The organism is Lentzea rhizosphaerae (assembly GCF_042649515.1).
Taxonomy (GTDB): Bacteria; Actinomycetota; Actinomycetes; order Mycobacteriales; family Pseudonocardiaceae; genus Lentzea; species Lentzea aerocolonigenes.
In genome coordinates this window covers 570,845-594,010 of the sequence record NZ_JBHRZI010000057.1, presented here as the reverse complement: position 1 = coordinate 594,010, position 23,166 = coordinate 570,845, and the positions used below count along the sequence as shown (strand labels likewise).

Genomic DNA, 23,166 nt, shown 5'->3' with positions numbered 1-23,166 from the left:
AGTTGCGTCGTGAAACCTCGCAACCGCGGCCGAACTGGCAGCGCACGGTCTCTGACCAGGGGTTGGTCTTCGGCCTGCCCGCGAAGTACGCCGACGGCGCCGACCGCCCGTACTGGGACGAGTCGGTGCACTACGTGTTCGAGATGAGCGAGATCCTCTCGCTCGAAGCCGACGTCGAGCTGCTCCACTCCATGTGCCTCGACGCGGTCGACAACGTCGTGCTGACCGAGCGGTACCGCGACTTCGGCATCCCCGAGTGGGTGTGGCCGCACATCGCCGAGTCGTGGCGGCGTCGCGACCCGCACGTCTACGGCCGCTTCGACCTGCGCTACGACGGGTCGGGCCCCGCGAAGCTGCTCGAGTACAACGCGGACACCCCGACGTCCCTGCTCGAGGCCGCGTACATCCAGTGGTACTGGAAGACCGACGCGTTCCCGGACGACGACCAGTGGAACTCGCTGCACGAGCAGCTGGTCGCCCGGTGGACCGAGATCGGCTCCAAGCTGCCCTCCGGCGAGCTGCACTTCACCTGGTCCGGCGCCGACCCGTCCGGCGAGGACCACCTCACCATCGCCTGCATGCAGGAGACGGCCGCCGAAGCGGGCCTGAACACCGTGGGCCTCGCGATCGAGGAGGTCGGCTGGGACACGCTGCTCAACCGGTTCGTCGACCTCGAAGAGGCCCCGATGAACACGGTGTTCAAGCTCTACCCGTGGGAGTGGGTGGTCGAGGAGCAGTTCGGCCGCCACGCCGTCGAGTCGTTGCCCGGCACGCTGTGGGTCGAGCCGCTGTGGAAGATGCTGCTCTCCAACAAGGCGCTGCTCGCGGTCCTGTGGGAGATGTACCCCGGCCACCCCAACCTGCTCCCTGCCTTCCTGAACGACCCCGGAATGCTCACCGAGTACGTGCGCAAGCCGCTGCTCGGCCGCGAGGGGTCGAACATCCAGATCGTCGCTCCCGGCTACGAGACGCAGACCGGGGGCGTGTACGGCAAAGAAGGTTTCGTGTACCAGCTGTTCGATCCGCTTCCGGACTTCGACGGCTACCGCCCCGCGTTGGGTGCCTGGGTCGTCGGCGACACGTCGGCAGGACTCGGCATCCGGGAAACGGTCGGTCTCGTGACCGACGATGGCGCGGCGTTCGTGCCGCATCGAATTGTTGAGTGAACTCGGAAAGGGAACAGCACATGACGACCACGCTGCTCGCGTTGGATCCCGGCTTCGGCGCGACCCTGGGTCGGAACATCGGCGCGATCGCGCTGTACGCCGTCGTCGGTCTCGTCCTCATGGTTTTCGGCTTCTACGCGATCGACTGGACGACGCCGGGCAAGTTGTCCGCCCTGGTCCGCAACGGTGCCCCCAACGCGGTCATCGTGACCGCCTCCGGCCTCGTCTCGATGGCGTTCATCGTCGTCATCGCCATCACCAGCTCGGTCGGCAAGCTCGACGAGGGGTTGCTCTCCGCGCTGGTCTACGGCCTGGTCGGCATCATCGTGCAGGTCGCCGCGGTGCGCCTGCTGGAGTTCGTGACCAGGCTGGACATCGGCTCGATCATCGAGTCGGACCGGTTCGCGCCGGCGTCGATCGTCGTCGCGTCGGCGCACGTCGCCCTGGGTCTCGTGGTGGCCGTCGCGATCAGCTGATCGCACACTCGGTGGAAAGGCCCGGTGCTCAGGCGCCGGGCCTTTTCGCTTTCCGGAACCGCCAGAAGATCAGCGACCCGTCCACGCCGCCTCCTGTTCTGCGCACGTACACGGGTACGGCCGGAGCGTCCTCGCGGTTGCCCGGATTCCGGGATGAACCGCAGGTCTACCCTTCAGGGGTGATTGACCTCAAGGTGTTGCGCGAGAACCCGGAGATCGTGCGCGCGTCACAGCACGCCCGCGGAGAGGACCAGGGCGTCGTCGACTCCCTGCTGTCCGCTGACGAACGCAGGCGGAGTGCCATCTCCCGCGCGGACACCCTGCGCGCCGAGCAGAAGGTGCTCGGCAGGGAGGTCGGCAAGGCCAAGGGCGACGAGCGGGCCGCGTTGCTCGCCAAGGCCAAGGATCTGGCGGCCGAGGTCAAGGCCGCGGAGGCCGAGCAGAACGCCACCGCCGCGGAGGTCGACGAGCTCCTGGCCAGGATCCCGAACCTGGTGCACCCGGACGCACCGGTCGGCGGCGAGGACGACTTCGTGGTCCTCAAGACGGTCGGTGAGCCTCGCCAGTTCGACTTCGAGCCCCTCGACCACCTCGACCTCGGCACCAGGCTCGGTGCGATCGACGTGGAACGCGGCGCCAAGGTCAGCGGCAGCCGGTTCTACTTCCTCAAGGGCGTCGGCGCGCAGCTCGAGCTCGCACTGCTCATGATGGCCGCGCAGCAGGCGACGGCCAACGGCTTCCAGCTCATGATCACGCCCACGCTGGTGCGGCCGGAGATCATGGCGGGCACCGGGTTCCTCGGCGCGCACTCCAGCGAGATCTACCACCTGCCGGACGACGACCTGTACCTCGTCGGCACGTCGGAGGTGCCGCTCGCCGGCTACCACGCCGACGAGATCCTCGACGGCGAGAAGCGGTACGCGGGCTGGTCGTCGTGCTACCGGCGCGAGGCCGGGTCGTACGGCAAGGACACCCGCGGCATCATCCGCGTGCACCAGTTCAACAAGGTCGAGATGTTCTCCTACGTCCGCCCCGAGGACGCCGAGGCGGAGCACGCCCGGCTGCTCGGCTGGGAGGAGGAGATGCTCGCCAGGATCGAGGTGCCGTACCGCGTCATCGACACGGCGACCGGCGACCTCGGCACGTCGGCGCACCGCAAGTTCGACTGCGAGGCCTGGGTGCCGTCGCAGGGCCGCTACCGCGAGCTGACCTCGACGTCGAACTGCACCACGTTCCAGGCGCGCCGGCTCAACGTGCGGTACCGCGACGAGAACGGCAAGACCCAGATCGCGGCCACGCTCAACGGCACGCTGGCGACCACCCGGTGGCTCGTGGCGATCCTCGAGAACCACCAGCAGGAGGACGGGTCGGTCGTCGTTCCCGCTGCTCTGCGCCCGTTCATGGGTGGTCTGGACGTTCTCAGGTAAAAAATCGCCAAAAGGTTGTACTTCGGCGGTCACAGCGGCGTCCTAGTAGGCGACACACCACATGGGGGATGTGGTGTGCGGCGATTCAGGGGGTTGTGATGGCGTTCGAAGCAGCGGTCGGCGAAGTCGACATCACGCCGGAGTTCCCGCCGTACCCGAGCCTGTGGATGGGCGGGTACGGGTGGGGCCCGCGCGGCAACCACGGCGCGGTGGCGCGCCGGTTGCGGGCGCAGTGCCTCGTCATCTGGGACGACGGTGTGCCGAAGGTCCTGATGCGGGCGGACCTCATCAGCGTCCCGAGGGACGTCCACCAGACGATCAGGGGCACTCTCGCCGACGAGGAGCTGGTGGCCTTCGACGACTTCCTGCTCGTCGCGAGCCACACGCACTCGGGCCCGCTGTACGGCGACATCCGGCCGAGCCCGTACGTGATGATGGACCTCACCGACGCGGACGTCGACGCGGTCAACGGCACGACCTTCCTGATCACCGACGCGTTGATCCAGCTGGTCCGCGACACGCTGGACCAGGAGCGGACCGGCGTCACGCTGTCCTACGCCGAGGGCGAGGCGGGCATCGGCCAGAACCGGGTGTCCGACGGCGGTGCCGTGCTGGACACGGTGCCGGTGCTGCGCGTCGACACCACCGACGGCGACCTGTTCGCGGTGATGTTCGGGGCAGCGTGCCACCCGGTCTCGCGCGGCAGGGACGACGTGTTCGACGGCGAGTTCCCCGCCGTCGCGGCCGAGTTCGTGGAGAACGAGCTCGGCGTGCCCGCGCTGTTCTTCCAGGGTGCCTGCGGTGACCAGGAGGCGAAGGACCCGCACGTCCCCGCCACGACCGAGCTGCTCGGCACGCTCCTCGGGCAGGAGGTCGTCAACCTGCTCGACAGCGGCGACTTCGCCGAGGTCACGGGCCCTGTCCAGGTGGCGATGACCGAGGTCGACCTGCCGTTCCAGGTCGACACCTCCGACCCGGACGTGCTCGACATGCTGCGCGACAAGTACCAGGCCCGCCAGAACGCGCTGAACGACCCGAAGGACGCCAACTGGCGTCACGCCGGGGTGATGCTGAAGCTGATCGCGGACGGCGAGCTGCCCACCGCGATGGCCATGCCCATCCAGCGCTGGCGGTTCGGCGGCCTGAGCATCCTCGCGCTTGCGCACGAGCCGTTGTCGGCCTACCACGTGAACCTGCGCGAGGCGTTCGCCGGCAACCTCTGGGTGATGGGGTACGCCAACGAGTGCGAGGGCTACGTCGCGGACAACGACACCCTGCGTTCCGGCGGCCACCTGCACGGCGGGTACGAGGCGGGGTGGAACGAAGGCGACGACACCATCGCCGGGTTCGGCTGCTACACCATCTCGTACGCGTGGCCGAGCCCGCTGAAGTTCTCCCAGAGCGCCACACCCGCAGCGGGCTCGACCGAGCGGATCGTGATGGACGCCGCGCAGGGTCTGCTCAACAGCTGAGCCCGTCAGGGCCGGTCGGCCGCGTGAAGTAGAGTGGCCTACCGGCCCCGTCCGGGTGGAAGCGCCCTGGTGACGTGGGTTACACCATCAAACTCACGGGCAGGGCAGATCAGGTGGCGAACCGCATTCACGAGACCGCGATCATCGGCGCGGACGTCGAGCTCGGTGACGACAACGTGATCGGACCGTACACGGTGATCGCCGGGCCGTGCCGGATCGGTGACGGCAACTTCATCGGCCCGCACGTCAGCATCGGCGGCCCCGCCGAGTACCTCAGCGCCCCGCACCTCGCGGGCTGGGACGGCGAGAACGACGGCCCCGGCGTGGTGATCGGCGACCGCAACCGCATCCGCGAGTTCGTCACGATCAACCAGGGCGCCAAGGACGCGACCCGCATCGGCAGCGACAACTACCTGATGGGCCGCGCCCACGTCGCGCACGACTGCATCATCGACAACAGCGTCGTGATCACGAGCGCCGTGCAGATCGCCGGCCACTGCCACGTGTGGAGCGGTTCCAACATCGGCCTCGGCACCGTCGTGCACCAGGGCACGCAGATCGGGCCGGGCGCGATGATCGGGCTCGGATCGGCCATCCGCAAGGAGGTCGGTGCGTTCACCATCACCCTGGGCAACCCCGCCCGCACGACCGGCGTCAACGTCATCGGCCTGTCGCGCCGCGGCTGCGACGAGGATGCGATCGCCGCTCTCACCGGCTTCCTGACCGGCAAGGAGGCGGAGGTCCCCGCCGGCCTGCCGGAGGAGCTCGCCGCGCTGCTCAAGGCGTGGACCGAGCGTTCGACCGAGCACTGATCCCAAGCCACCAGCACCGTCCGAGAGAACGAGAGAAGCATGTCCCTGAACGACCGTCTTCGTGGTGTCTTCGTGGACGCCCTCCAGCTCGACGACTCCGTTGACGTCGAGAACCTGAAGTACCGCGACATCGAGGAGTGGGACTCGGTCGGCCACATGGCGCTCGTCGCCGCCATCGAGGACGAGTTCGACGTGCAGTTCGAGACCGAGCAGGTCATCGACATGAGCAGCTTCAAGGTCGCCGTCGACATGCTGAAGGGCTTCGGCGCTGGTGAGTGACTTCACCGGCAAGGTAGCGGTCGTCACCGGCGGCACGCGCGGCATCGGCTTCGCCACCGCCGCGGCGCTCGCCGAGGCCGGTGCGACGGTCGTCATCACCGGCCGCGACCGCGAGACCGCCGAGAAGCGTGCCGCCGAGCTGGGTGAACGGGGCCACGGCGTGGCGCTCGACGTCACCGACTCGGCCGCCGTCAAGGACGTCTTCAAGACGATCGCCAAGGAGCACGGGCGCATCGACGTGCTCGTGGCCAGCGCGGGGATCCTCGAGGGCGGCCTCATCGGCATGCTCACCGACGACCACGTCACGAAGACGCTGACCACGAACGTCGCCGGCACGATCAACTCCGTGCAGGCGGCGGCGCGGGCCATGATGCGCAAGCGCACCGGCTCGATCGTGCTGCTCGGCTCGATCGTCGGCGAGCGCGGCAACGCCGGTCAGATGGTCTACGCGGCGTCCAAGGCGGCGCTGGTCGCGGCCGCGAAGTCCGCGGCGAAGGAGCTCGGGCGGCACGGGATCAGGGTCAACGCGGTCGCGCCCGGCGTGATCCAGACCGACCTGATCTCGGAGCAGTCCGACGAGGTGCTGGAGCGGGTGAAGGGCGACACCGCCCTCGGCCGGCTCGGCACCGCCGAAGAAGTCGCCAAGGTGATCCGGTTCCTCGCCAGTGACGACGCGTCGTTCGTCACCGGTCAGGTGCTCGGGATCGACGGAGGTTTGGTGCTGTGACGCTGCTGCACGCTCAGGCCCGCCTGCGTGACGCCGCGACCGGTGACCTGCTCGGCGGTGCCGAGCTCGCCGGTCGCGTGTCCGAGGTGGCGAAGGAACTCGCCGATCTGCCGTCCGGGGTGCTGTTCCTCCGGGTCGGCCTGGACCTGACGAGCGTGCTGCGGTACCTGGGTGCGTTCGAGGCGGGCCGCGCGGTCGCGCTGCTCGACCCGGCGCAGGACCGCGAGGTGCTGGACGGGCTCGTGTCCCGGTTCCGGCCCGCGGCCGTGCTGGGCATCGACGACGAGCCCGCTCCCGGCTACTCGGCGGACTGGGTGCGTGAGGACGCGGACGGCGTCGAACCGCACTCCGATCTGGCCGTGATGCTGCCGACCAGCGGTTCCACCGGCAACCCCAAGTTCGTCCGGCTGTCCCGTTCGGCGATCCTCGCGAACGCCGACGCGATCGCCGAGGTGCTCGGGATCGACGAGAACGAGGTCGCGCCGACCAGCCTGCCGCTGCACTACAGCTACGGCATGTCCGTGCTGAACAGCCACCTGCGCAAGGGTGCGACCGTGCTGCTGGAGGGCTCCGGCGTCGTCGCGCGGCCGTTCTGGGACGCGGTCACGAAGTACGGCGTCACGTCGCTCGCGGGTGTCCCGTACCACTACGAGATGCTGCGCAGGCTGCGGTTCGACCCGGCCAAGTACCCGTCGCTGCGCACGCTGACGCAGGCGGGCGGCAAGCTCCGCACCGAGCTGGTCAGCGAGTTCAACGACAAGATGCGCGCCGTCGGCGGGCAGATGTTCGTCATGTACGGCCAGACCGAGGCCGCGCCGCGGATGGCCACCGTGCCGTCCGACCGGCTCACCGAGAAGCTCGGCTCGGCCGGCCCCGCGCTGCCCGGCGGCACGTTCTCGATCCGCGACGAGGACGGGAACGAAATCACCGAGCCCGGTGTTGCCGGTGAGGTGGTGTACCGCGGTCCGAACGTGATGATGGGCTACGCCGAGTCCGAAGCCGAGCTCGCTGCCGGCGACGAGACCGGCGGTGTGCTGATCACGGGTGACCTCGGGTACCTCGACGAGGACGGATTCCTCTACATCACCGGCCGGTTGAAGCGGATCGGCAAGGTGTTCGGCAACCGGGTCAACCTGGACGACCTGGAGCAGATCGTGAAGGGCTACGGCGCAGCCGCCGCCGTGCCGGCGGGCGACAAGGTGGTCGTCTTCCTCGACAGGGCCGACAAGGACACCTGCAAGCAGGCCGCGAAGACGTTGTCCGAGACGCTGCACATGCACGTCACGGGCTTCGACGTGCGTCCTGCCGAGGGTTTCCCGCAGCTGCCCAGCGGCAAGATCGACTACCGGTCCTTGGAGGCACAGGTATGAGCGTCTTCGGACGCAGTCAGGCCGAGCGCGAGACCGCGCTGCTGGCGGAGCTGACCGAGCTGACCGAGCACCACCGCGCTCACTCCGAGCAGTACGACCGCATTCTGTCGTCGCTCGGCATCAAATCCGGCGAGCCGTTCGCGTCGCTGAACGACCTGCCGTGGCTGCCCGTGCGCATGTTCAAGACGCACGAGCTGAAGTCCATTCCGGACTCCGAGGTCTTCAAGGTCCTCACCTCGTCGGGCACGACCGGCGGTGGCGCGTCGCGGATCTACCTCGACAAGGAAGCCGCCGCGGTGCAGACCCGCCAGCTCGGCGCGACGCTGCAGGAAGTCCTCGGCGGCAAGCGGCTGCCGATGCTCATGGTCGACACCATCGGCATCATCAAGAACCGCCGCTCGTTCTCCGCGCGCGGCGCCGGCGTGCTGGGCATGGCCACGTTCGGCCGCAGCCACGTGTACGCGCTGGACGAGAACGACAGGCCGGACGTCGAGGCCGTCAAGGAGTTCCTCGCGAAGCACGGCTCCGAGCCGTTCCTGATCTTCGGCTTCACCTTCATGGTGTGGCAGTACCTCTACGAGGTCGCGCGCGAGCACCAGCTCGACCTGTCGAACGGCATCCTGATCCACTCCGGTGGCTGGAAGAAGCTCATCGACATCGCGGTCGACAACTCGGAGTTCCGCCGGCGCTTCGCCGAGGACACCGGCCTGACCCAGATCTACAACTACTACGGGATGATCGAGCAGATCGGCACGGTCTTCCTGGAGGGCAAGTCGGGCAACTCGTTGTACTGCCCGGACTTCGCGGACGTGATCATCCGCAACCCGGACACCTGGGAGGAGCAGCCAGTCGGCGAGCCCGGTGTCATCGAGGTCGTCTCGACGTTGCCGCGCAGCTACCCCGGCCACGTGCTGCTGACCGAGGACCTCGGTGTGGTGCACGGCATCGACGACGGCGACTGGCCCGGCAAGCGGTTCTCCGTGCTCGGCAGGCTCCCGCGCGCCGAGGCCCGCGGCTGTTCGGACACCTTCTCTGGAGCTGTTGCATCATGAAGCGCCGTTTCCCCGCCGGATCCGACGTCTCGTCCGTCGACGAGCTCCTCGCGAGCATCTCCGGTGAGCCCACCGGTGGCCGGCTGAAGGTCGGCGACGAGCGGATCGTCGACTTCCTGGTGAAGTTCGCGCGCAAGCTGCTCGCCCCGCAGATGGCCCGCCGCTACCCGGAGCTCGCCTCGCTCGGCTTCTTCCTGCGCCGCGGCGAGATCAACAAGGTGCTGAAGCAGCTGGAGACCCCGGCGGGCGTGCTGCGCTTCGGCCGCGGCCTCGTCTTCCACATCCCGCCGGCCAACGTCGACACGATCTTCGTGTACTCGTGGGCGCTCTCTGCCCTGGCCGGCAACAGCAACGTCGTGCGCATCTCACCGCGCTCGGCCGGCGCTGCCGAAGCCGTCGTCGAGGCCCTGAACGACGCTCTGAAGGACGCGCACCCCGCCGTCGCCGAGACGCAGGTCATGGTCACCTACGACCGTGACGACAAGGTGACCGCCGCCCTGTCCGCCGCGTGCGACCTGCGCGTCATCTGGGGCGGCGACCGCGCCGTCAACGAGGTGCGCAAACTGCCGCTGGCACCGCACGCCCGCGACGTCACGTTCCCCGACCGCGCCTCGTTCGCGCTGATCTCCGTCGACGGCTGGGTTTCCGCGACGCCGGAGCAGAAGCGCGAGGTGGCCGTCGGTTTCTACAACGACTCGTACTGGTTCGACCAGGCCGCCTGCTCCTCACCGCGCGCACTGTTCTGGGTCGGCGACGAAGCCGCCGCCCAGCAGGCGCGAGGCGAGTTCCGCGCCGAGCTGAGCGCGGTGCTGGCAGCCAAGCACCACGTCGTCGAGCCCGCGATGGCCGTGCAGAAGCGGGTTTCCGCCTACGGCGTCGCGGCAGACGGCCACGCCAAGTCCATCTCGTTCGACGGCAACGCGGTGGCCACGCTGGAACTCACGGCCGCAGCGGACGTGCCGCGCGAGTGGCTCGGCGCGGGCACGTTCCCGTTCGCCACGCTGCCGACGCTGTCCGCGCTGGTGCCCATGGTGCAGCGCAAGGACCAGACGCTGTCCGTCTTCGGCTTCTCGCAGGAGGAGCTGGAGGCCCTGGCGCACGAGCTGGCCGGCCGCGGCATCGACCGCATCGTGCCGTTCGGCAACGCGCTGACGTTCTCCGACCACTGGGACGGTTTCGACCTGCCCGCGGAGTTCACCCGCCTGGTGACTGTCCAAGCCTGACAGTCCACAAAAGACGAAACCCGCACTGGAGCCCGGTGCGGGTTTTGTTTTGTCCTTGTGTCAGACGAGAGTCGCGACCGTCTCGTCCGCGATGTGCCGCCCGATCTCCAACGCACTGGTCGCCGCCGGGGACGGCGCGTTCAGCACGTGCACCTGACGCGGCGCCGACTCGATCAGGAAGTCGTCGACCAGCGACCCGTCCGGCAGCATCGCCTGCGCGCGAACCCCGGCCTCGGCACGCACGATGTCGTCCTCCCCGACGGCCGGCACCAACCGGGCAAGGCTCGCCGCGAAACGCTTGCGGGAGAACGACCTCAGCACCTCGTCGAGGCCGATGCGGCCGAACCGGCGGGCCAGCTTCCAGGTGCCGGGGAAGCGCAGCACGTCGAACACGTCGCGCGGGGTGATCTGCGCCCAGCGGTAGCCCTCGCGGCGCAACGCCAGCACCGCGTTCGGGCCCGCGTGCACCGAGCCGTCAAGCATCCGGGTCAGGTGCACGCCGAGGAACGGCAGTGCCGGGTCTGGCACCGGGTAGATCAGGCCGCGCACGAGCGGACGACGTTCGGGGCGCAGTTCGTAGTACTCGCCGCGGAACGGAACGATCGTGGCCTTCGGGCGCAGGCCGGCGAGCCGGGCCACGCGGTCGCTCTGCAGGCCGGCGCAGTTCACCAACGCGTCCGCGCGGACGATTCCTTGCGGCGTCGCGACTTCCACGCCCGCGGACGTGGAGCGGATGGCCAGCGCGGGTGCGCGGAGGCGGAGGTCGGCACCGGAGAGCAGGCCCACCAGGACCTGGCACACGGCCGGGAAGTCGATGATCGCCGTGGACTCGACGCGCAGTGCGGAGACGGCGGACACCTCGGGCTCGTACTCGCGAGCCTCGGCGGGGGAGATCAGCCTGGCCGGGACACCGTTCGCCGCGGCGCGTTCGGCCAGGGTGTTCAGGCGGGGGAGCTCGTCGGGCGAGGTGGCCACGACCAGCTTGCCGCAGACGTCGACGGGAACGCCGTGTTCCTGGGCGAACGCCACCATGGAAGCGTTGCCCGCCACCGACATCCGGGCCTTGAGCGAGCCGGGCTTGTAGTACAGCCCGGCGTGCACGACGTTGCTGTTGTGCCCGGTCTGGTGGGCGGCCCAGCTGGCCTCCTTCTCCAGCACGGTCACGTCGTGGCCGCGCTGGAGAAGCTCGTGAGCGGCGGAGAGTCCGAGGATCCCTCCGCCGATCACGACGACGTGACTCACGTCAGTCCTTGCCCGAGATCTTCTTCAGGATGTCGAGGTTCGCCTCGCAGATCTTCGGCATGTCGAAGTTGTCGAAGACCCACTGACGACCGGCCTCGCCGATCTTCTTGGCGACGCCCTCGTCCTCGATCAGGCGGTTGATCGACTCGGCCAGCCCGTGGTGGTCGCCCGGCTTGGTGAGCAGCGACTCCGTGCCGTTGGTGATCACGGCGTTCGGGAAGTAGTCGGCCCGCTCGGCCATGACCGTCGGGACGCCCGCCGCCATCGCCTCGAGCGACGCGATGCCGATGCCGAAGCCCTGGAGGTCGTGGACCTCCATGTCGGAACCCGCGAGCAGGCCAGGGATCTCGGCCTTCGGCAGCGTGCCGGTGCAGATCAGCGCGTGGTCGACGCCGAGCTGCTTGGCGATCTCCATGAACTGCGTGTTGTACAGGCCGCCGATGACGAGGACCTTGGTGTCCGGGTGCTTCTTGAGCACCTCGGGCAGCGCCTTGACCAGGTTGATCCGGTCGCGGACCGGGATCACGTGGCCGAGCGACGCGATGACCGGGCCGTCACCGATCTCCGGGAACCGCTCGCGCATCTTGGCGCGCTCGGCGACCGGGTCGAGGTCGTGGAAGCGGTCGAGCTCGACACCGACGGCCAGCTTCTCGATGCGCTCGTCCGGCGTCTTGTAGCGCTTCTTGATGTACTCGTAGAAGATCGTGTCGATCGCGACGAGCTTCGTCGGCTTGTTGTACGACTGGATCGGCTTGACGACGAACGCGTCGAGCATCCGGAAGACCGCGTGGATCGGCTTCATCGGGCTCTGCAGACGCGTGTGCAGCGTCAGCACCGACGGCACCTTGCGCTTGCGCGCCCACATACCGCTCTGCCAGGTCAGGTCGAAGAACTGACCGTGCTGGTGGACGACGTCCGGCTTGAAGTCGTCCAGCAGCTTGAAGACCTTCTTGCGGTTGCCCCACTTCAACGCGAACGTGATGTCGAAGTTGAAGGAGATGCGGGTCTCCGGCAGCGTCCACGACGGCAGGCGCACGATCTTGATGCCGTCGCGCTCCTCCACCGGCAGCGCACCGCCGTACGCGGCGGTGATCACGAGGACCTCGTGACCCTGCGACGCGTAGTAGCGCGCCAGCGTGTCCGACACGTAGGCGCTGCCGCCCATGCGGGGCGGGAAGAAGTTGTTGATGATCGCGATCCGCATCGCGTCAGGCCTTCCCGTTGGTCGCCGAGATGGTCGCCTCGTGGACGACCTTGTGCGCCGGGAGGATCGCGTTGCGCTCAGCGAGCACCTCGTCCGAACCCGCGCCCAGCTCGAGCAGGTTCAGGAAGTGGTTCAGCTGCGCGGCCAGCGGCTCGGCGCTCTGCAGGATCGTCGGCAGCTCGATGACGGTCTGCGACTGGTAGCCGACGCCGTCCGCCGCGGGCGAGTCCGCCACGTGCTTGTAGATCGTGATGTCCCGGCGCAGCAGGTCGATCTCGATCAGGCGGTCGATCTCCAGCACCGAGATCTGCCGCACCTTGCGCTGGCTGATCCGCGACGCGGAGATCGTGGCGAGGGCGCCGCTCTCGAACGACATGGTGGCGTCGGCCGAGTCCTCGGAGCCGTTGTCCTGCGACTGCTTGTGGAAGAAGCCGAAGGAGCCCTTGACCGCGGCCGGCGCGTTGCCGACGAAGCGGATCGCGAGGTCGACGTCGTGGATGAGCAGGTCGCCCGCGACACCGGTCTTGATCCGCGGCACGAACGGCGAGTGCCGCATCGCGTTGATCTGCACGACCTCGCCCACGAACTGCCTCGCGGTGAGGATCGCCGGGTTGAAGCGCTCGAGGAAGCCGCAGACGAGCGGCAGGCCGCGCTTCTCCGACTCGGCGACGAGCTCCTCTGACTGCGCGTACGTGGCGGCGAGCGGCTTCTCGATGAGCAGCGGCTTGCCGAGCTCCAGCGCCTGCTTCGCGATGGCGTAGTGCGCCTCGGTGGCGGCCGCGATGACGACGGCGTCGACGTCCTTCAGCCCGTCCAGCGAGTCCGTGTACTCGATGCCGAAGCGGTCGGCGATGGCCTGACCGGTCTGGGCGTTGTGCTCCACGACGAACTTGAAGTCGACGCGGTCGGACTGCGACAGCACGCGGGCGTGCAGCGAGCCCATCGTGCCGGCGCCGACGAGGGCGACCTTGGGACGAGCGCTCACGCGCCGAACACCTCCCGGACGGACGAGACGATGGTCTCGAGGTCGGCGTCGGTCAGCTTCGGGTGCACCGGCAGCGACAGAGCCTGCTCGGCGACCTTCTTGGCGACCGGCACGTCCGACGCGATGACCTGCGGGTTTTCCCGGTAGCAGTCGTAGTCGAAGACCAGCTTCGGGTAGTAGATGCCGTTGCCGATGCCCTTCTCGGTGAGCTTCGCCGCGAGCTCGTCGCGGGTCACCGGGGCGTCGTCGCCGACCAGGATCGTGTACTGGTGCCACACGTGCTCACGGCCCGGCAGCACGGCCGGCACGGTGAGGCCGGTGACGCCGTCGAGGCCCTTCGAGAGCGCCTCGGCGTTGCGCCGCCGCGCGTCGGTGAGCTGCTGCAGCTTCTCCAGCTGCGGGATGCCCAGCGCCGCGTGCAGGTCCGTGAGGCGGTAGTTGTGGCCCGCCATCTCGTACTGGTAGCGGGCGCGCATGCCCTGGTTGCGCATGACGCGCAGCTTGTCCGCCAGCGCGTCGTCCGACGTCGTGATGACGCCGCCCTCGGCGGTGGTGATGTTCTTCGTCGCGTAGAGCGAGAAGCAGCCGATGCCGAACGAGCCGGCCGGCTTGCCCTCGTACGTCGCGCCGACTGCCTGCGCCGAGTCCTCGACGATCGTCAGACCGTGCTGCTGCGCCAGCGGGACGAGACGGCCCATGTCGGCCATCTGGCCGTACAGGTGGACCGGCATGAGGACCTTGGTGCGCTCGGTGACCTGCGCGCTGACCTTCTCCGGGTCGATGTTGAAGTCGACGGCGCTGATGTCCGCGAAGCGCGCGGTGGCGCCTGCCTCGAGGATGGCGTTCAGCGTGGCCACGAAGGTGAACGGCGTGGTGATGACCTCATCACCCGGCTGCAGGTCGAGCGCCTGGATGGACGCGACCAGCGCGGTCGTGCCGTTGTTGACGGCGACCGCGTGCGGCACACCGGCAACGGAGGCGAAAGCGTCCTCGAACCGCTTGACCATCGGGCCCTGTGCGATGACACCGGAGCGGAGCACTTCCAGCACGAGCGGCTCGGCGTCCTGGACGTCGACGACGGTAATCGGAATCATGCAGCAGACTTTCCACTTCCGGAGACGGTTGGATGCGTCCGGTACAGTTACCCCGGTGTTACTGCCAGGTGCAGACCAGGCGCGGACCACAGGCTACCTGCCTGATGGAGTGATCTTTTTCAGGGTCCGTTGTGGATCCGCAGCGCAGGAGCAACGACTTTCATGGACTCCCAGCCCGCCGTGCCCGGCCCGCTGCTGGGTGGCGAAGCAGGAAGCGGAGAACCGATGACCGTCAAGCCCGACGTGGCTGCGCCTGCCGAAGACGAGCAGGCAGCGCCTCCGGCGAAGACGCGCAAGGCAGTGATCATCGCGTGGGCCAAGCGTCTGCTGATCGTCGCGGTGCTCGCCGCCGCCACGTGGTCCCTGTACTCCCAGTGGGACGAGGTCTACCCCACGCTGCTCGCGCTGCCGTGGCAGTCGGTCGTGCTGTCCATGATCGCGGTCCTGGTCGGCATCTTCCTGGGCCCGCTGGTGTGGAAGATCGTGCTGTCGGACCTGGGCGCCCCGGTCCGCTTCTCCGACGCGTCGAAGTTCTACCTGGTCGGTCAGCTCGGCAAGTACGTTCCCGGCGCCGTCTGGGCCGTCCTGCTCTCCATGGAGCTCGCCCGTGAGGCGGGCGTCAACCGCGCCCGCAGCTTCACCGCGGGCCTGGTCGCGACCGGCATGGGCGTGCTCGCGTCGCTGATCGCCGGTCTCGCCGCGCTGCCGGTGATGCTGTCCGGCCGTCCCGAGTCGAACCAGCTGCTGTGGCTGTTCCTGCTGCTGGCCGTCGGTCTGCCGTTCCTGCACCCGCGCCTGCTGACCTGGTCGGTCAACCTGGTCCTGAAGGCCCTGCGCAAGCAGCCGATCGAACGCCGCTTCACGGGCGTCGAGATCCTCAAGGCGCTGGGCACTGCCGTCGCCATCTACCTCTGCTACGGCGTGCACCTCTGGCTGCTGGTCAACTCGCTCGGCTCGCCGCGCTGGGACACGCTGATCCTGTCCACCGGTGCCATGGCGCTGTCGATGACCGCGGGCCTGCTGGCGTTCTTCCTGCCCTCCGGCATCGGCGCCCGCGAGCTGGTCATCACGGCCACGATCGCGACGGTGCTGCCCTCGGGCCAGGCCATCGCGCTGGCGCTGGTCTCGCGCCTGATGTTCACCATCGCGGACCTGGCGGCGGCCGGTTCGGCGGCGCTCCTCGTGTACGTGCAGAAGCGCCGCGGCGCCCCGGTCCCCGTCCCGGCCGAGGACTGACACCCGCGAACGAGGTTGACGAGGGGAGCTTTCAGTGCCCCGGCAAAGTCCTCAGCCGTCGTCCATGAACGGCGCATTTGTGCACGTGAGGTCGACAAATGCGCCGTTCATGCCAGGGGCTGGGCGCCCGCGCGGTGGATGAACGGAACCTTCATCCACCCCAGGTCGATGAAAGTTCCGTTCATCAACCTCGGAGCCGCTTTGGAACGGGGCGGTCAGAACCAACGCTCCAGGACCTGGGCCACGCCGTCCTGGTCGTTCGTACCGGTGACCTCGTCGGCCACCTCCAGCAGTTCGGGGTGCGCGTTGGCCATGGCGACGCCGTGGCCCGCCCACCGCAGCATCGGGATGTCGTTCGGCATGTCCCCGAACGCGATCACGTTCTCGGCCGCCAACCCGAACCGCTCGGCCACGTCGGCCAGTCCAGTGGCCTTCGTCACGTCCCGTTCGGAGATCTCGATCAGCCCCGCGTTGGTCGAGTAGGTGATGGCGAACTCGTCGCCCAGCACCGCGATCGCGGCCGCAGCCATCTCGGCACTCTTCATGCCCTCGTGTCTGACCAGCAGTTTCACCGCCGTGTGCCCCAGCACCTCTGCCCTCGAGGCGACGTCGTGCCCGTCCGGCCACGCGTGCACGTACGCCTCTTCCGCGATGAACGACTCGACGTCGGCCGCGCGCTCGCCGACCCGTTCCGCCGCGACCGCGCCACCTGGAATCGCCGTGGTCAGGGCCTCGCCGAGGTCGTGCAGCCGCACCGGGCTGATGCCGCGCTGCCAGATCACTCGGTCCTCGCCGACGTCGTAGAGCACCGCGCCGTTCGCGCAGACCGCGTACCCGGTGGCGCCGACGGCGTTCGCGATGCGCGGCATCCAGCGCGGCGGGCGGCCGCTGACCAGCACGAACGGCGTCCCGTCCGCGATCACCCTGCCTGCGACCCGTGCCGTGTGGTCGCTCACCTGCTCGTTCGTACCGAGGATCGTGCCGTCGACGTCCGATGCCACCAGCGCTGGTTTCTCCACGAATCCATCCTCGCTGATGCCGGAAGTGGATTCGTCGAGTTGCGGATCACGTCGCTAGGGTCAGGTGGTGCGAGTAGGCGTGGTGATCCTGCCCGAGTACCGGTGGTGGGTCGCGGAACCGAAGTGGAGAGCGGCCGAGGAGCTCGGCTTCTCCCACGCGTGGACGTACGACCACCTCGGCTGGCGCACGCTGGTCGACGGCCCGTGGTTCTCCGCCGTTCCGACGCTCACCGCGGCCGCCGCGGTCACCTCCAGGATCCGGCTCGGCACGCTCGTCGCGTCACCCGTCTTCCGGCACCCCGTGCCGTTCGCCCGCGAGGTCCTCACGCTCGACGACCTGTCCGACGGCCGGCTCAACCTGGGCCTCGGCTCGGGTGGCACCGGCTCGTACGACACCACCGCGATCGGCGGGCAGGACCTGACGCCCCAGCAGCGCACCCAGCGGTTCGGTGAGTTCGTCGAGCTGCTCGACCTGCTTCTGACCAGGGACAAGACGACCTGGAAGGGTGAGCACTTCGTCGCGGAGGAGGCCCGCGGGTACCCCGGTTGCGTGCAGCGGCCGCGGGTGCCGTTCGTGGTGGCCGCCGACGGGCCGAAGGCCATGAACATCGCCGCCCGCTACGGCACCGGCTGGATCACCACCGGCTCGCGGCGGCTGGAGAACCCGAGCTACGAGGACTGGTGGCGCGGGGTCGCCCAGGTGACCAAGAGGTTCAACGAGGAGCTCGCCTCGATCAACCGGGCGAAGGGCACCATCGACAGGTACCTCAACCTCGACTCCGCGCCCGTCTACTCGCTGTCCAGCGTCGAGGCCTTCCAGGACGCCGCGGGCCGGGCCCGTGAGCTCGGGTTCACCGACCTGATCGTGCACTGGCCGCGCAGCGAGGGCGTCTACTTCGGCCACGAGACCGTGCTGGAGCAGGTGGCCGGGGACGTCTTCCCCGGCCTCGCCGACTCCGAGATCAGGGGTTGACGGGCGCGCCCTGCGGCACCAGCTTGTAGATCGTCGAGTCCTGGTTCGAGTAGACCTTTTGCACGAACGGCTTGCCTTCGAGATCGCGCAGGCCGGCGACGCGCTCCTTGCCGCCGTGCACGTACCCGGTGTCGACGATCACGTAGCTGACCTTCAGGTACTTCACCGCGTCGCGCACGGCCGAGTCGCTGGCGTAGTCGTTGAACTCCGCCTGCAGCAGGTGCACCGAAGGCGACTCCGCCGAGCCGTCGTAGTGGCCGACGACCGGCTGCACGCCCGCGAGCGCGTACATCCAGACCGTGCCGTCCCTGCGGTCGTTGAGCACCCGCTCACCGGGCTTCACCACCTTGGCGAGCTCCTGGAACGCGAGCACCTCGTCCGGGCTGACCACCATGTTGTGGCGGTCGGCGCCGGGCTGGTTCGCGTAGCCCTGCTTGACCTGGTTCATGTTCAGCGTGAAGTACAGGCCCTGGCTGACGAACGCGAACACCGCCACGACGACCCCGCCCGCGACGTAGCGCGCCGGGCCGTCGGACAAGCGCGGCACGCCCGCCTTCACGAAGTCGTACACCTGCGCCAGGCCGTGGCCCGCGACGACGACCAGCGGCACGCACGCCAGCGCGATGAGCCGCCACTGGTCGTTCCACCACGGGCTCGTCACCCGCGCGACCCACGGCTGCGAGTACGACGCCGTCAGCACCCACACGCCGCCGAAGAACGCGGCGGAGCCGAGCAGCCAGCGCAGGTCGCCCAGGCGTGAGGCGAAGATCAGGCCGATCCACAGCGCGAGCGCCAGCCAGTACTGCGGCAGGGCGATGACGTGCTGGAACGTGAGCAGCGAGCCGACGGACTGGCTCACCGGGAACGTCGACGGCCAGTCGACGATCGCGATCTTGCCGCCGACCGCGAGCGCACCCAGCAGGTGCGGCAGCGTCACGACGACCGCCACGACGGCCGGGACGATCAGCTTGAGGGCGTCGCGCCAGATCAGCTTGAGGTTGCCCCACCAGCGCTGGATGAACATCGGCAGCACGAACAGGATGCCGCCGAACAGCGTGCTGGAGTGGATGGCGAGCAGACCGACCGCGACACCGCCGAAGAAGACACCGGTGTCGAGCGCCGAGCGCTTGAGGTAGGCGTCCATCGCGATGGCGAGCACCGGCATGACGGCGATGCCCAGCGTGAACGTGAGCAGCGGGCCGCGCCACAGGTTGTCGTAGGTCGCGCTGGTGCAGGCGACGGTGACGAGCGCGGTGAACGCGGCGGTGACGGCGCGGCCGTTGAAGTGCCGGATCATCGCGACCAGGGTCAGCGCGAGCAGGCCGGGCAGCAGCACCGTGTTCGCGTTCAGCACGGCCGGCACCGCGGCACCGGTCAGCTTGAACACCAGTGCGCCGACCAGGTGGTAGGCGTTCGGGTAGAAGACGCCGTCGGGGAGCTCGTACCAGTTGACCTTGCCGGTCGCGTACAGGCTGCCCTCGCCGGTCTCGGCGATGTAGCGGATGCCGTTCGCGTGGTACGCGGCGTCCCAGTCCTGCGGGATCGAGTTGAGGTCCCAGCGCATCGCGGCCATCAGCACCGCGACCCCGACGACCGCGGCGGCCAGCAGCGTCACCGCCACGGCGAGGTGAGCGGTCCGCGTCCACGGCGACGGCTCGCGCTCGACCGGGCCGCGCCTGCGCACCACGAACCACCGCGCGGCGCCGAAGACGACGATCACGAACACGGTGCTGAGCAGGAACGTCCAGACGTTGAACGGGATCCCGATCTTCCACAGCCACGGGCCCGCGAGCCCGGCGATCAGGTACGTGAACACCGGGGCGCTGGCCGCCAGCGTCCACCCGCGAAGGCCCGCGGCCGCGGCGGCGAGCCCGCCCGGCAGCCACAGGACGGCGAGATACGTGCCGATCGTCGCCAAGGTCAGCAGAGTGCTCGCTTCGGTCGGCACAGGACCACCCAAGGTTGCTCAGCAAGTGGAGGTGCGGGTCGGGCCCGCGTGACCCAGCAAGGCTATCCCTACCTGGGTAATGGACCTGAAACGACCCGTCACACGCGTTTTACCTGATCAAGGCCTGTGTGGTTCGCAGAGGGGGTGCTGGGGCCGTGTCGCGTGGCACAGGTACCCTCCCCAATCGTGAGCTTCGCTGGCTATGACCTGATCGTCGTCGGATCTGGATTCTTCGGTCTCACGGTCGCCGAACGCGCCGCGTCCCAGCTGAACAAGCGGGTGCTGGTGCTCGAGCGTCGTGCCCACATCGGCGGCAACGCCTACTCGGAGGCTGAGCCCGAGACAGGAATCGAGGTGCACCGCTACGGTGCGCACCTCTTCCACACCTCGAACAAGCGGGTCTGGGAGTACTGCAACCAGTTCACCGAGTTCACCGGCTACCAGCACCGCGTCTTCGCGATGCACAAGGGAACCGCGTACCAGTTCCCGATGGGCCTGGGCCTCATCACCCAGTTCGTCGGCAAGTACCTGTCGCCGGACGAGGCCCGCGCGTGGGTCGCCGAGCAGGCGTCGGAGATCGACACCAAGGACGCGAAGAACCTCGAGGAGAAGGCGATCTCGCTGGTCGGGCGCCCCCTCTACGAGGCCTTCATCCGCGACTACACCGCGAAGCAGTGGCAGACCGACCCGAAGGAGCTGCCGGCCGCGGTCATCAGCCGCCTCCCGGTCCGCTACACCTTCGACAACCGCTACTTCAACGACACCTACGAGGGTCTGCCGGTCGACGGCTACACCGCGTGGCTCGAGAAGATGGCGGCGCACGAGAACATCGAGGTCCGCCTCGACACGGACTTCTTCGACGTGAAGGACGAGATCCCGGCGGGCACGCCGATCGTCTACACCGGTCCGGTCGACCGCTACTTCGACTACTCCGAGGGCTGGCTGGGCTGGCGCACGCTCGACTTCGAGCAGGAAGTGCTCCCGACCGGTGACTTCCAGGGCACCCCGGTCATGAACTACAACGACGCGGACGTCCCGTACACCCGCATCCACGAGTTCCGCCACTTCCACCCGGAGCGCGAGTACCCGTCGGACAAGACGGTCATCGTCCGCGAGTTCTCCCGCGCCGCGGAGAAGGACGACGAGCCGTACTACCCGATCAACACCGCCGAGGACCGCGCCAAGCTGGAGCGGTACCGCGAGCTCGCCAAGAAGGAGGCGGCCGAGCGCAACGTGCTGTTCGGCGGCCGCCTGGGCACGTACAAGTACCTCGACATGCACATGGCGATCGGCGCGGCGCTCAGCGCGTTCGACAACAAGATCGCCCCGCACCTGACCGACGGCACGCCGATCAACGGCGACCTCGACTGATCAGGTCGAAATGTGAAACATCGCCCGGCCGTGCAACCAGTGCGGCCGGGCGATCGTCATTTGACAATGGGTACTATGGCGCGAGATGCGCCGAGCCACGACGTCCACCTGTGGCATCTGGTAGCCAATCCATGAAGCTGACCCGAACCGAAGCCGTTCGGTTCGCCGGAGGAAGCACGTGACCGAGCAGGCCAACGCCGCAAGCGCCACCAAGATCGACCCGACCAAGGTCCTCCAGCGGGTGATCATGCCGCGGGACGAGGACCCGCTGGACGTGCGTCCGCTCTACCTGGACGAGCCGGAGAACGTGCACAGCCACGTGTCGGGCCGCCGCGCGGTCACGGTGCCGACCTCGGCGAAGGTGTCGTTCGCCTCGTACTTCAACGCGTTCCCCGCGAGCTACTGGAAGCGCTGGACGGTCATCGAGGACGTCGTGCTGCGCATGCGCGTCCGCGGCGCCGGTCGCATCGACGTGTACCGGTCGAAGCCGAACGGCGACATCATCCACCTCGACGGTCAGGTCATCCGCAGCGCGAAGTCGTGGACCGACGTCGCGCTGAAGGTGTCGCTGAAGCCGTTCGAGGACGGCGGCTGGATCTGGTTCGACGTCTTCACCGACGACACCACGATGGAGATCACCGAGGCCGCGTGGACCACGGAGCAGGAGCTCCCCACGCAGACCGTCGCCATCGGCATGACGACCATGCGCCCGGTCGACGCGGTCATCGCACTGCGCGCCCTGGGTGAGGACCCGGCCGTCCTCGCCGTGCTGAAGAAGGTCTTCGTCGCCGACCAGGGCGCCGTGAAGGTCCGCGACACCGAGGGCTACGCCGAGGCCGTCAAGGCGCTGGGCGACAAGCTCGAGGTCATCGAGCAGGACAACCTGGGCGGCTCCGGCGGCTTCACCCGCGGTCTGTACGAGGCGATCGAGCACACCGACGCCGACCAGATCATGCTGATGGACGACGACATCCGCCTCGAGCCGGACGCCGTCCTCCGCTCCAACGCGTTCGCCCGCGCCGCCGCCCAGCCGGTCATCGTCGGTTCGCACATGCTGAACCTCCAGGCCCGCTCGCGCCTGCACAGCATGGGCGAGGTCGTCGACCTGGGCACCTGCTACTGGCGCGCCGCGCCGGGCGCGCTCACCGACCACGACTTCGGCAGCGAGTCCCTGCGCGAGACCGAAGAGCTGCACGCCCGCATCGACTCCACCTACAACGGCTGGTGGATGTGCCTCTTCCCGCGCGAGGTCGTCCAGCGCACCGGCTACCCGCTGCCGCTGTTCATCAAGTGGGACGACGCGGAGTACTCGCTGCGCGCCCTGGAACGCGGCTACCCGACGGTGTCGCTGCCCGGCTCGGCCGTGTGGCACATGCCGTGGACGGACAAGAACGACGCCACCGACTGGCAGGCGTACTTCCACACCCGCAACCGGCTCGTCCTGGCCGCGCTGCACAGCCCGTACGACGTGCGGTCCACCCTGTTGAAGCAGGGGCTGAAGCTGTCGCTGCGGCACCTGCTGTCGATGGAGTACTCGACGGTCGTCATCCAGCAGAAGGCGATCGAGGACTTCCTGGCCGGTCCGTCGCGGCTGTTCGACTCGCTTCGGACTGCGTTGCCGGAGATTCGGGAGCTTCGGAAGAAGTACGCGGACGCGCAGGTTCTCCCGTCGGCGCGCGAGTTCCCGCCGCCCACGTTCGACATGGTGCGTGCGGAGCAGATGCTGACGCCGCCCACGAACCCGGTGACCATCGCGTCCGAGGCCGCCAAGGCGTTGATGCACAACCTGCGCGAGCCGCAGGCGGCGACGGCCGAGCGCCCGCAGATCAACGTGCCGGCGACCAACGCCCGCTGGTTCCTGCTGGGCAACCTGGACTCCGCCACGGTGTCCAACGCCGACGGGTCCGGTGTGGCGTTCCGCAAGCGCGACCCCAAGGAGTTCCGTCAGCTGATGAAGCGGGCGGTGCGCAACTACCGTCGTCTGTCGTCGGAGTGGCCGCGGATGCAGAAGGTGTACCGCGACGCTCTGCCCGAGCTGACCTCGGTCGAGTCGTGGCGCAAGGTGTTCGAGAACAACTGATCTTGAAGTG

General features: G+C 68.6%; 20 protein-coding genes. 14 read left to right on the top strand and 6 right to left on the bottom strand.

Features of this window, described 5'->3' with window-relative positions:
- Nucleotides 1-2: 2 nt before the first annotated feature.
- From ACFOWZ_RS47455 to ACFOWZ_RS47410, 10 genes are all read left to right on the top strand, one after another.
- On the top strand, nt 3-1,166 hold the full coding sequence (locus ACFOWZ_RS47455) for a glutathionylspermidine synthase family protein (RefSeq protein ID WP_382381196.1): 1,164 nt from the start codon (nt 3-5) through the stop codon (nt 1,164-1,166).
- A gap of 20 nt (nt 1,167-1,186) precedes the next feature.
- Nucleotides 1,187-1,642 carry a DUF350 domain-containing protein gene (locus ACFOWZ_RS47450; RefSeq protein WP_382381194.1) on the top strand — a complete coding sequence of 152 codons (456 nt, stop codon included), beginning with the start codon at nt 1,187-1,189 and terminating at the stop codon, nt 1,640-1,642.
- Between the two features lie 179 nt (nt 1,643-1,821).
- Nucleotides 1,822-3,069 carry a serine--tRNA ligase gene (gene serS / locus ACFOWZ_RS47445; protein ID WP_382381192.1) on the top strand — a complete coding sequence of 416 codons (1,248 nt, stop codon included), beginning with the start codon at nt 1,822-1,824 and terminating at the stop codon, nt 3,067-3,069.
- 98 nt (nt 3,070-3,167) lie between these two features.
- Nucleotides 3,168-4,541 carry a hypothetical protein gene (locus ACFOWZ_RS47440; protein WP_382381190.1) on the top strand — a complete coding sequence of 458 codons (1,374 nt, stop codon included), beginning with the start codon at nt 3,168-3,170 and terminating at the stop codon, nt 4,539-4,541.
- A 113-nt stretch (nt 4,542-4,654) separates the two neighbouring features.
- On the top strand, nt 4,655-5,353 hold the full coding sequence (locus ACFOWZ_RS47435) for a UDP-N-acetylglucosamine acyltransferase (protein WP_382381188.1): 699 nt from the start codon (nt 4,655-4,657) through the stop codon (nt 5,351-5,353).
- 39 nt (nt 5,354-5,392) lie between these two features.
- Nucleotides 5,393-5,632, top strand: coding sequence for an acyl carrier protein (locus tag ACFOWZ_RS47430; protein ID WP_030465485.1), 240 nt, complete (start codon nt 5,393-5,395; stop codon nt 5,630-5,632).
- The gene (locus ACFOWZ_RS47425) at nt 5,625-6,359 is read left to right on the top strand and encodes an SDR family NAD(P)-dependent oxidoreductase (RefSeq protein WP_382381186.1); all 735 of its coding nucleotides are present in this window, start codon (nt 5,625-5,627) and stop codon (nt 6,357-6,359) included. Before ACFOWZ_RS47430 ends, ACFOWZ_RS47425 begins: the two co-directional genes overlap by 8 nt.
- Entirely contained in the window at nt 6,356-7,729 is a 1,374-nt protein-coding gene (locus ACFOWZ_RS47420; protein WP_382381184.1) for an AMP-binding protein, read from the top strand. The genes ACFOWZ_RS47425 and ACFOWZ_RS47420 overlap by 4 nt, the downstream gene beginning before the upstream one ends.
- A complete protein-coding gene (locus tag ACFOWZ_RS47415; RefSeq protein WP_382381182.1) occupies nt 7,726-8,781 on the top strand; it encodes a LuxE/PaaK family acyltransferase in 1,056 nt (351 codons plus the stop codon). The genes ACFOWZ_RS47420 and ACFOWZ_RS47415 overlap by 4 nt, the downstream gene beginning before the upstream one ends.
- Nucleotides 8,778-10,004 carry an acyl-CoA reductase gene (locus ACFOWZ_RS47410; RefSeq protein ID WP_382381180.1) on the top strand — a complete coding sequence of 409 codons (1,227 nt, stop codon included), beginning with the start codon at nt 8,778-8,780 and terminating at the stop codon, nt 10,002-10,004. The genes ACFOWZ_RS47415 and ACFOWZ_RS47410 overlap by 4 nt, the downstream gene beginning before the upstream one ends.
- A 60-nt stretch (nt 10,005-10,064) precedes the next feature.
- On the opposite strand, the gene lhgO is transcribed toward ACFOWZ_RS47410, so the two are convergent.
- Genes lhgO through ACFOWZ_RS47390 form a run of 4 tightly spaced genes read right to left on the bottom strand, consistent with a single transcriptional unit; the run spans nt 10,065 to nt 14,529 of the window.
- Entirely contained in the window at nt 10,065-11,246 is a 1,182-nt protein-coding gene (lhgO, locus tag ACFOWZ_RS47405) for an L-2-hydroxyglutarate oxidase (protein WP_382381178.1), read from the bottom strand.
- 1 nt (nt 11,247) lies between these two features.
- The gene (locus ACFOWZ_RS47400) at nt 11,248-12,450 is read right to left on the bottom strand and encodes a glycosyltransferase family 4 protein (RefSeq protein ID WP_382381176.1); all 1,203 of its coding nucleotides are present in this window, start codon (nt 12,448-12,450) and stop codon (nt 11,248-11,250) included.
- 4 nt (nt 12,451-12,454) lie between these two features.
- Nucleotides 12,455-13,435, bottom strand: coding sequence for a Gfo/Idh/MocA family protein (locus ACFOWZ_RS47395; RefSeq protein ID WP_382381175.1), 981 nt, complete (start codon nt 13,433-13,435; stop codon nt 12,455-12,457).
- Complete coding sequence (locus ACFOWZ_RS47390) at nt 13,432-14,529, bottom strand: DegT/DnrJ/EryC1/StrS family aminotransferase (RefSeq protein WP_382381174.1); 1,098 nt, start codon at nt 14,527-14,529, stop codon at nt 13,432-13,434. Before ACFOWZ_RS47390 ends, ACFOWZ_RS47395 begins: the two co-directional genes overlap by 4 nt.
- 162 nt (nt 14,530-14,691) lie before the next feature.
- On the opposite strand from ACFOWZ_RS47390, the gene ACFOWZ_RS47385 reads away from it, so the two are divergent.
- Complete coding sequence (locus ACFOWZ_RS47385) at nt 14,692-15,765, top strand: lysylphosphatidylglycerol synthase domain-containing protein (protein WP_382381173.1); 1,074 nt, start codon at nt 14,692-14,694, stop codon at nt 15,763-15,765.
- A gap of 215 nt (nt 15,766-15,980) precedes the next feature.
- Here the strand turns inward: ACFOWZ_RS47385 and ACFOWZ_RS47380 are convergent, their stop codons facing one another.
- The gene (locus ACFOWZ_RS47380) at nt 15,981-16,784 is read right to left on the bottom strand and encodes an HAD family hydrolase (RefSeq protein WP_382381171.1); all 804 of its coding nucleotides are present in this window, start codon (nt 16,782-16,784) and stop codon (nt 15,981-15,983) included.
- Between the two features lie 67 nt (nt 16,785-16,851).
- Here ACFOWZ_RS47380 and ACFOWZ_RS47375 point away from each other — a divergent pair, with 67 nt between their 5' ends.
- A complete protein-coding gene (locus ACFOWZ_RS47375; protein WP_382381169.1) occupies nt 16,852-17,757 on the top strand; it encodes an LLM class flavin-dependent oxidoreductase in 906 nt (301 codons plus the stop codon).
- Here ACFOWZ_RS47375 and ACFOWZ_RS47370 read toward each other — a convergent pair.
- Complete coding sequence (locus ACFOWZ_RS47370; RefSeq protein ID WP_382381167.1) at nt 17,747-19,705, bottom strand: DUF6541 family protein; 1,959 nt, start codon at nt 19,703-19,705, stop codon at nt 17,747-17,749. The two genes, ACFOWZ_RS47375 and ACFOWZ_RS47370, sit on opposite strands and share 11 nt — an antisense overlap.
- A gap of 186 nt (nt 19,706-19,891) precedes the next feature.
- Between ACFOWZ_RS47370 and glf the strand changes: the two genes are divergently transcribed.
- Both glf and ACFOWZ_RS47360 read left to right on the top strand, forming a co-directional pair.
- Nucleotides 19,892-21,076 carry a UDP-galactopyranose mutase gene (glf, locus tag ACFOWZ_RS47365; RefSeq protein WP_382381165.1) on the top strand — a complete coding sequence of 395 codons (1,185 nt, stop codon included), beginning with the start codon at nt 19,892-19,894 and terminating at the stop codon, nt 21,074-21,076.
- A 178-nt stretch (nt 21,077-21,254) separates the two neighbouring features.
- Nucleotides 21,255-23,156: a glycosyltransferase gene (locus ACFOWZ_RS47360; protein ID WP_382381163.1), complete on the top strand. Its 1,902-nt coding sequence runs from the start codon at nt 21,255-21,257 to the stop codon at nt 23,154-23,156.
- The last annotated feature ends 10 nt before the right edge of the window (nt 23,157-23,166 follow it).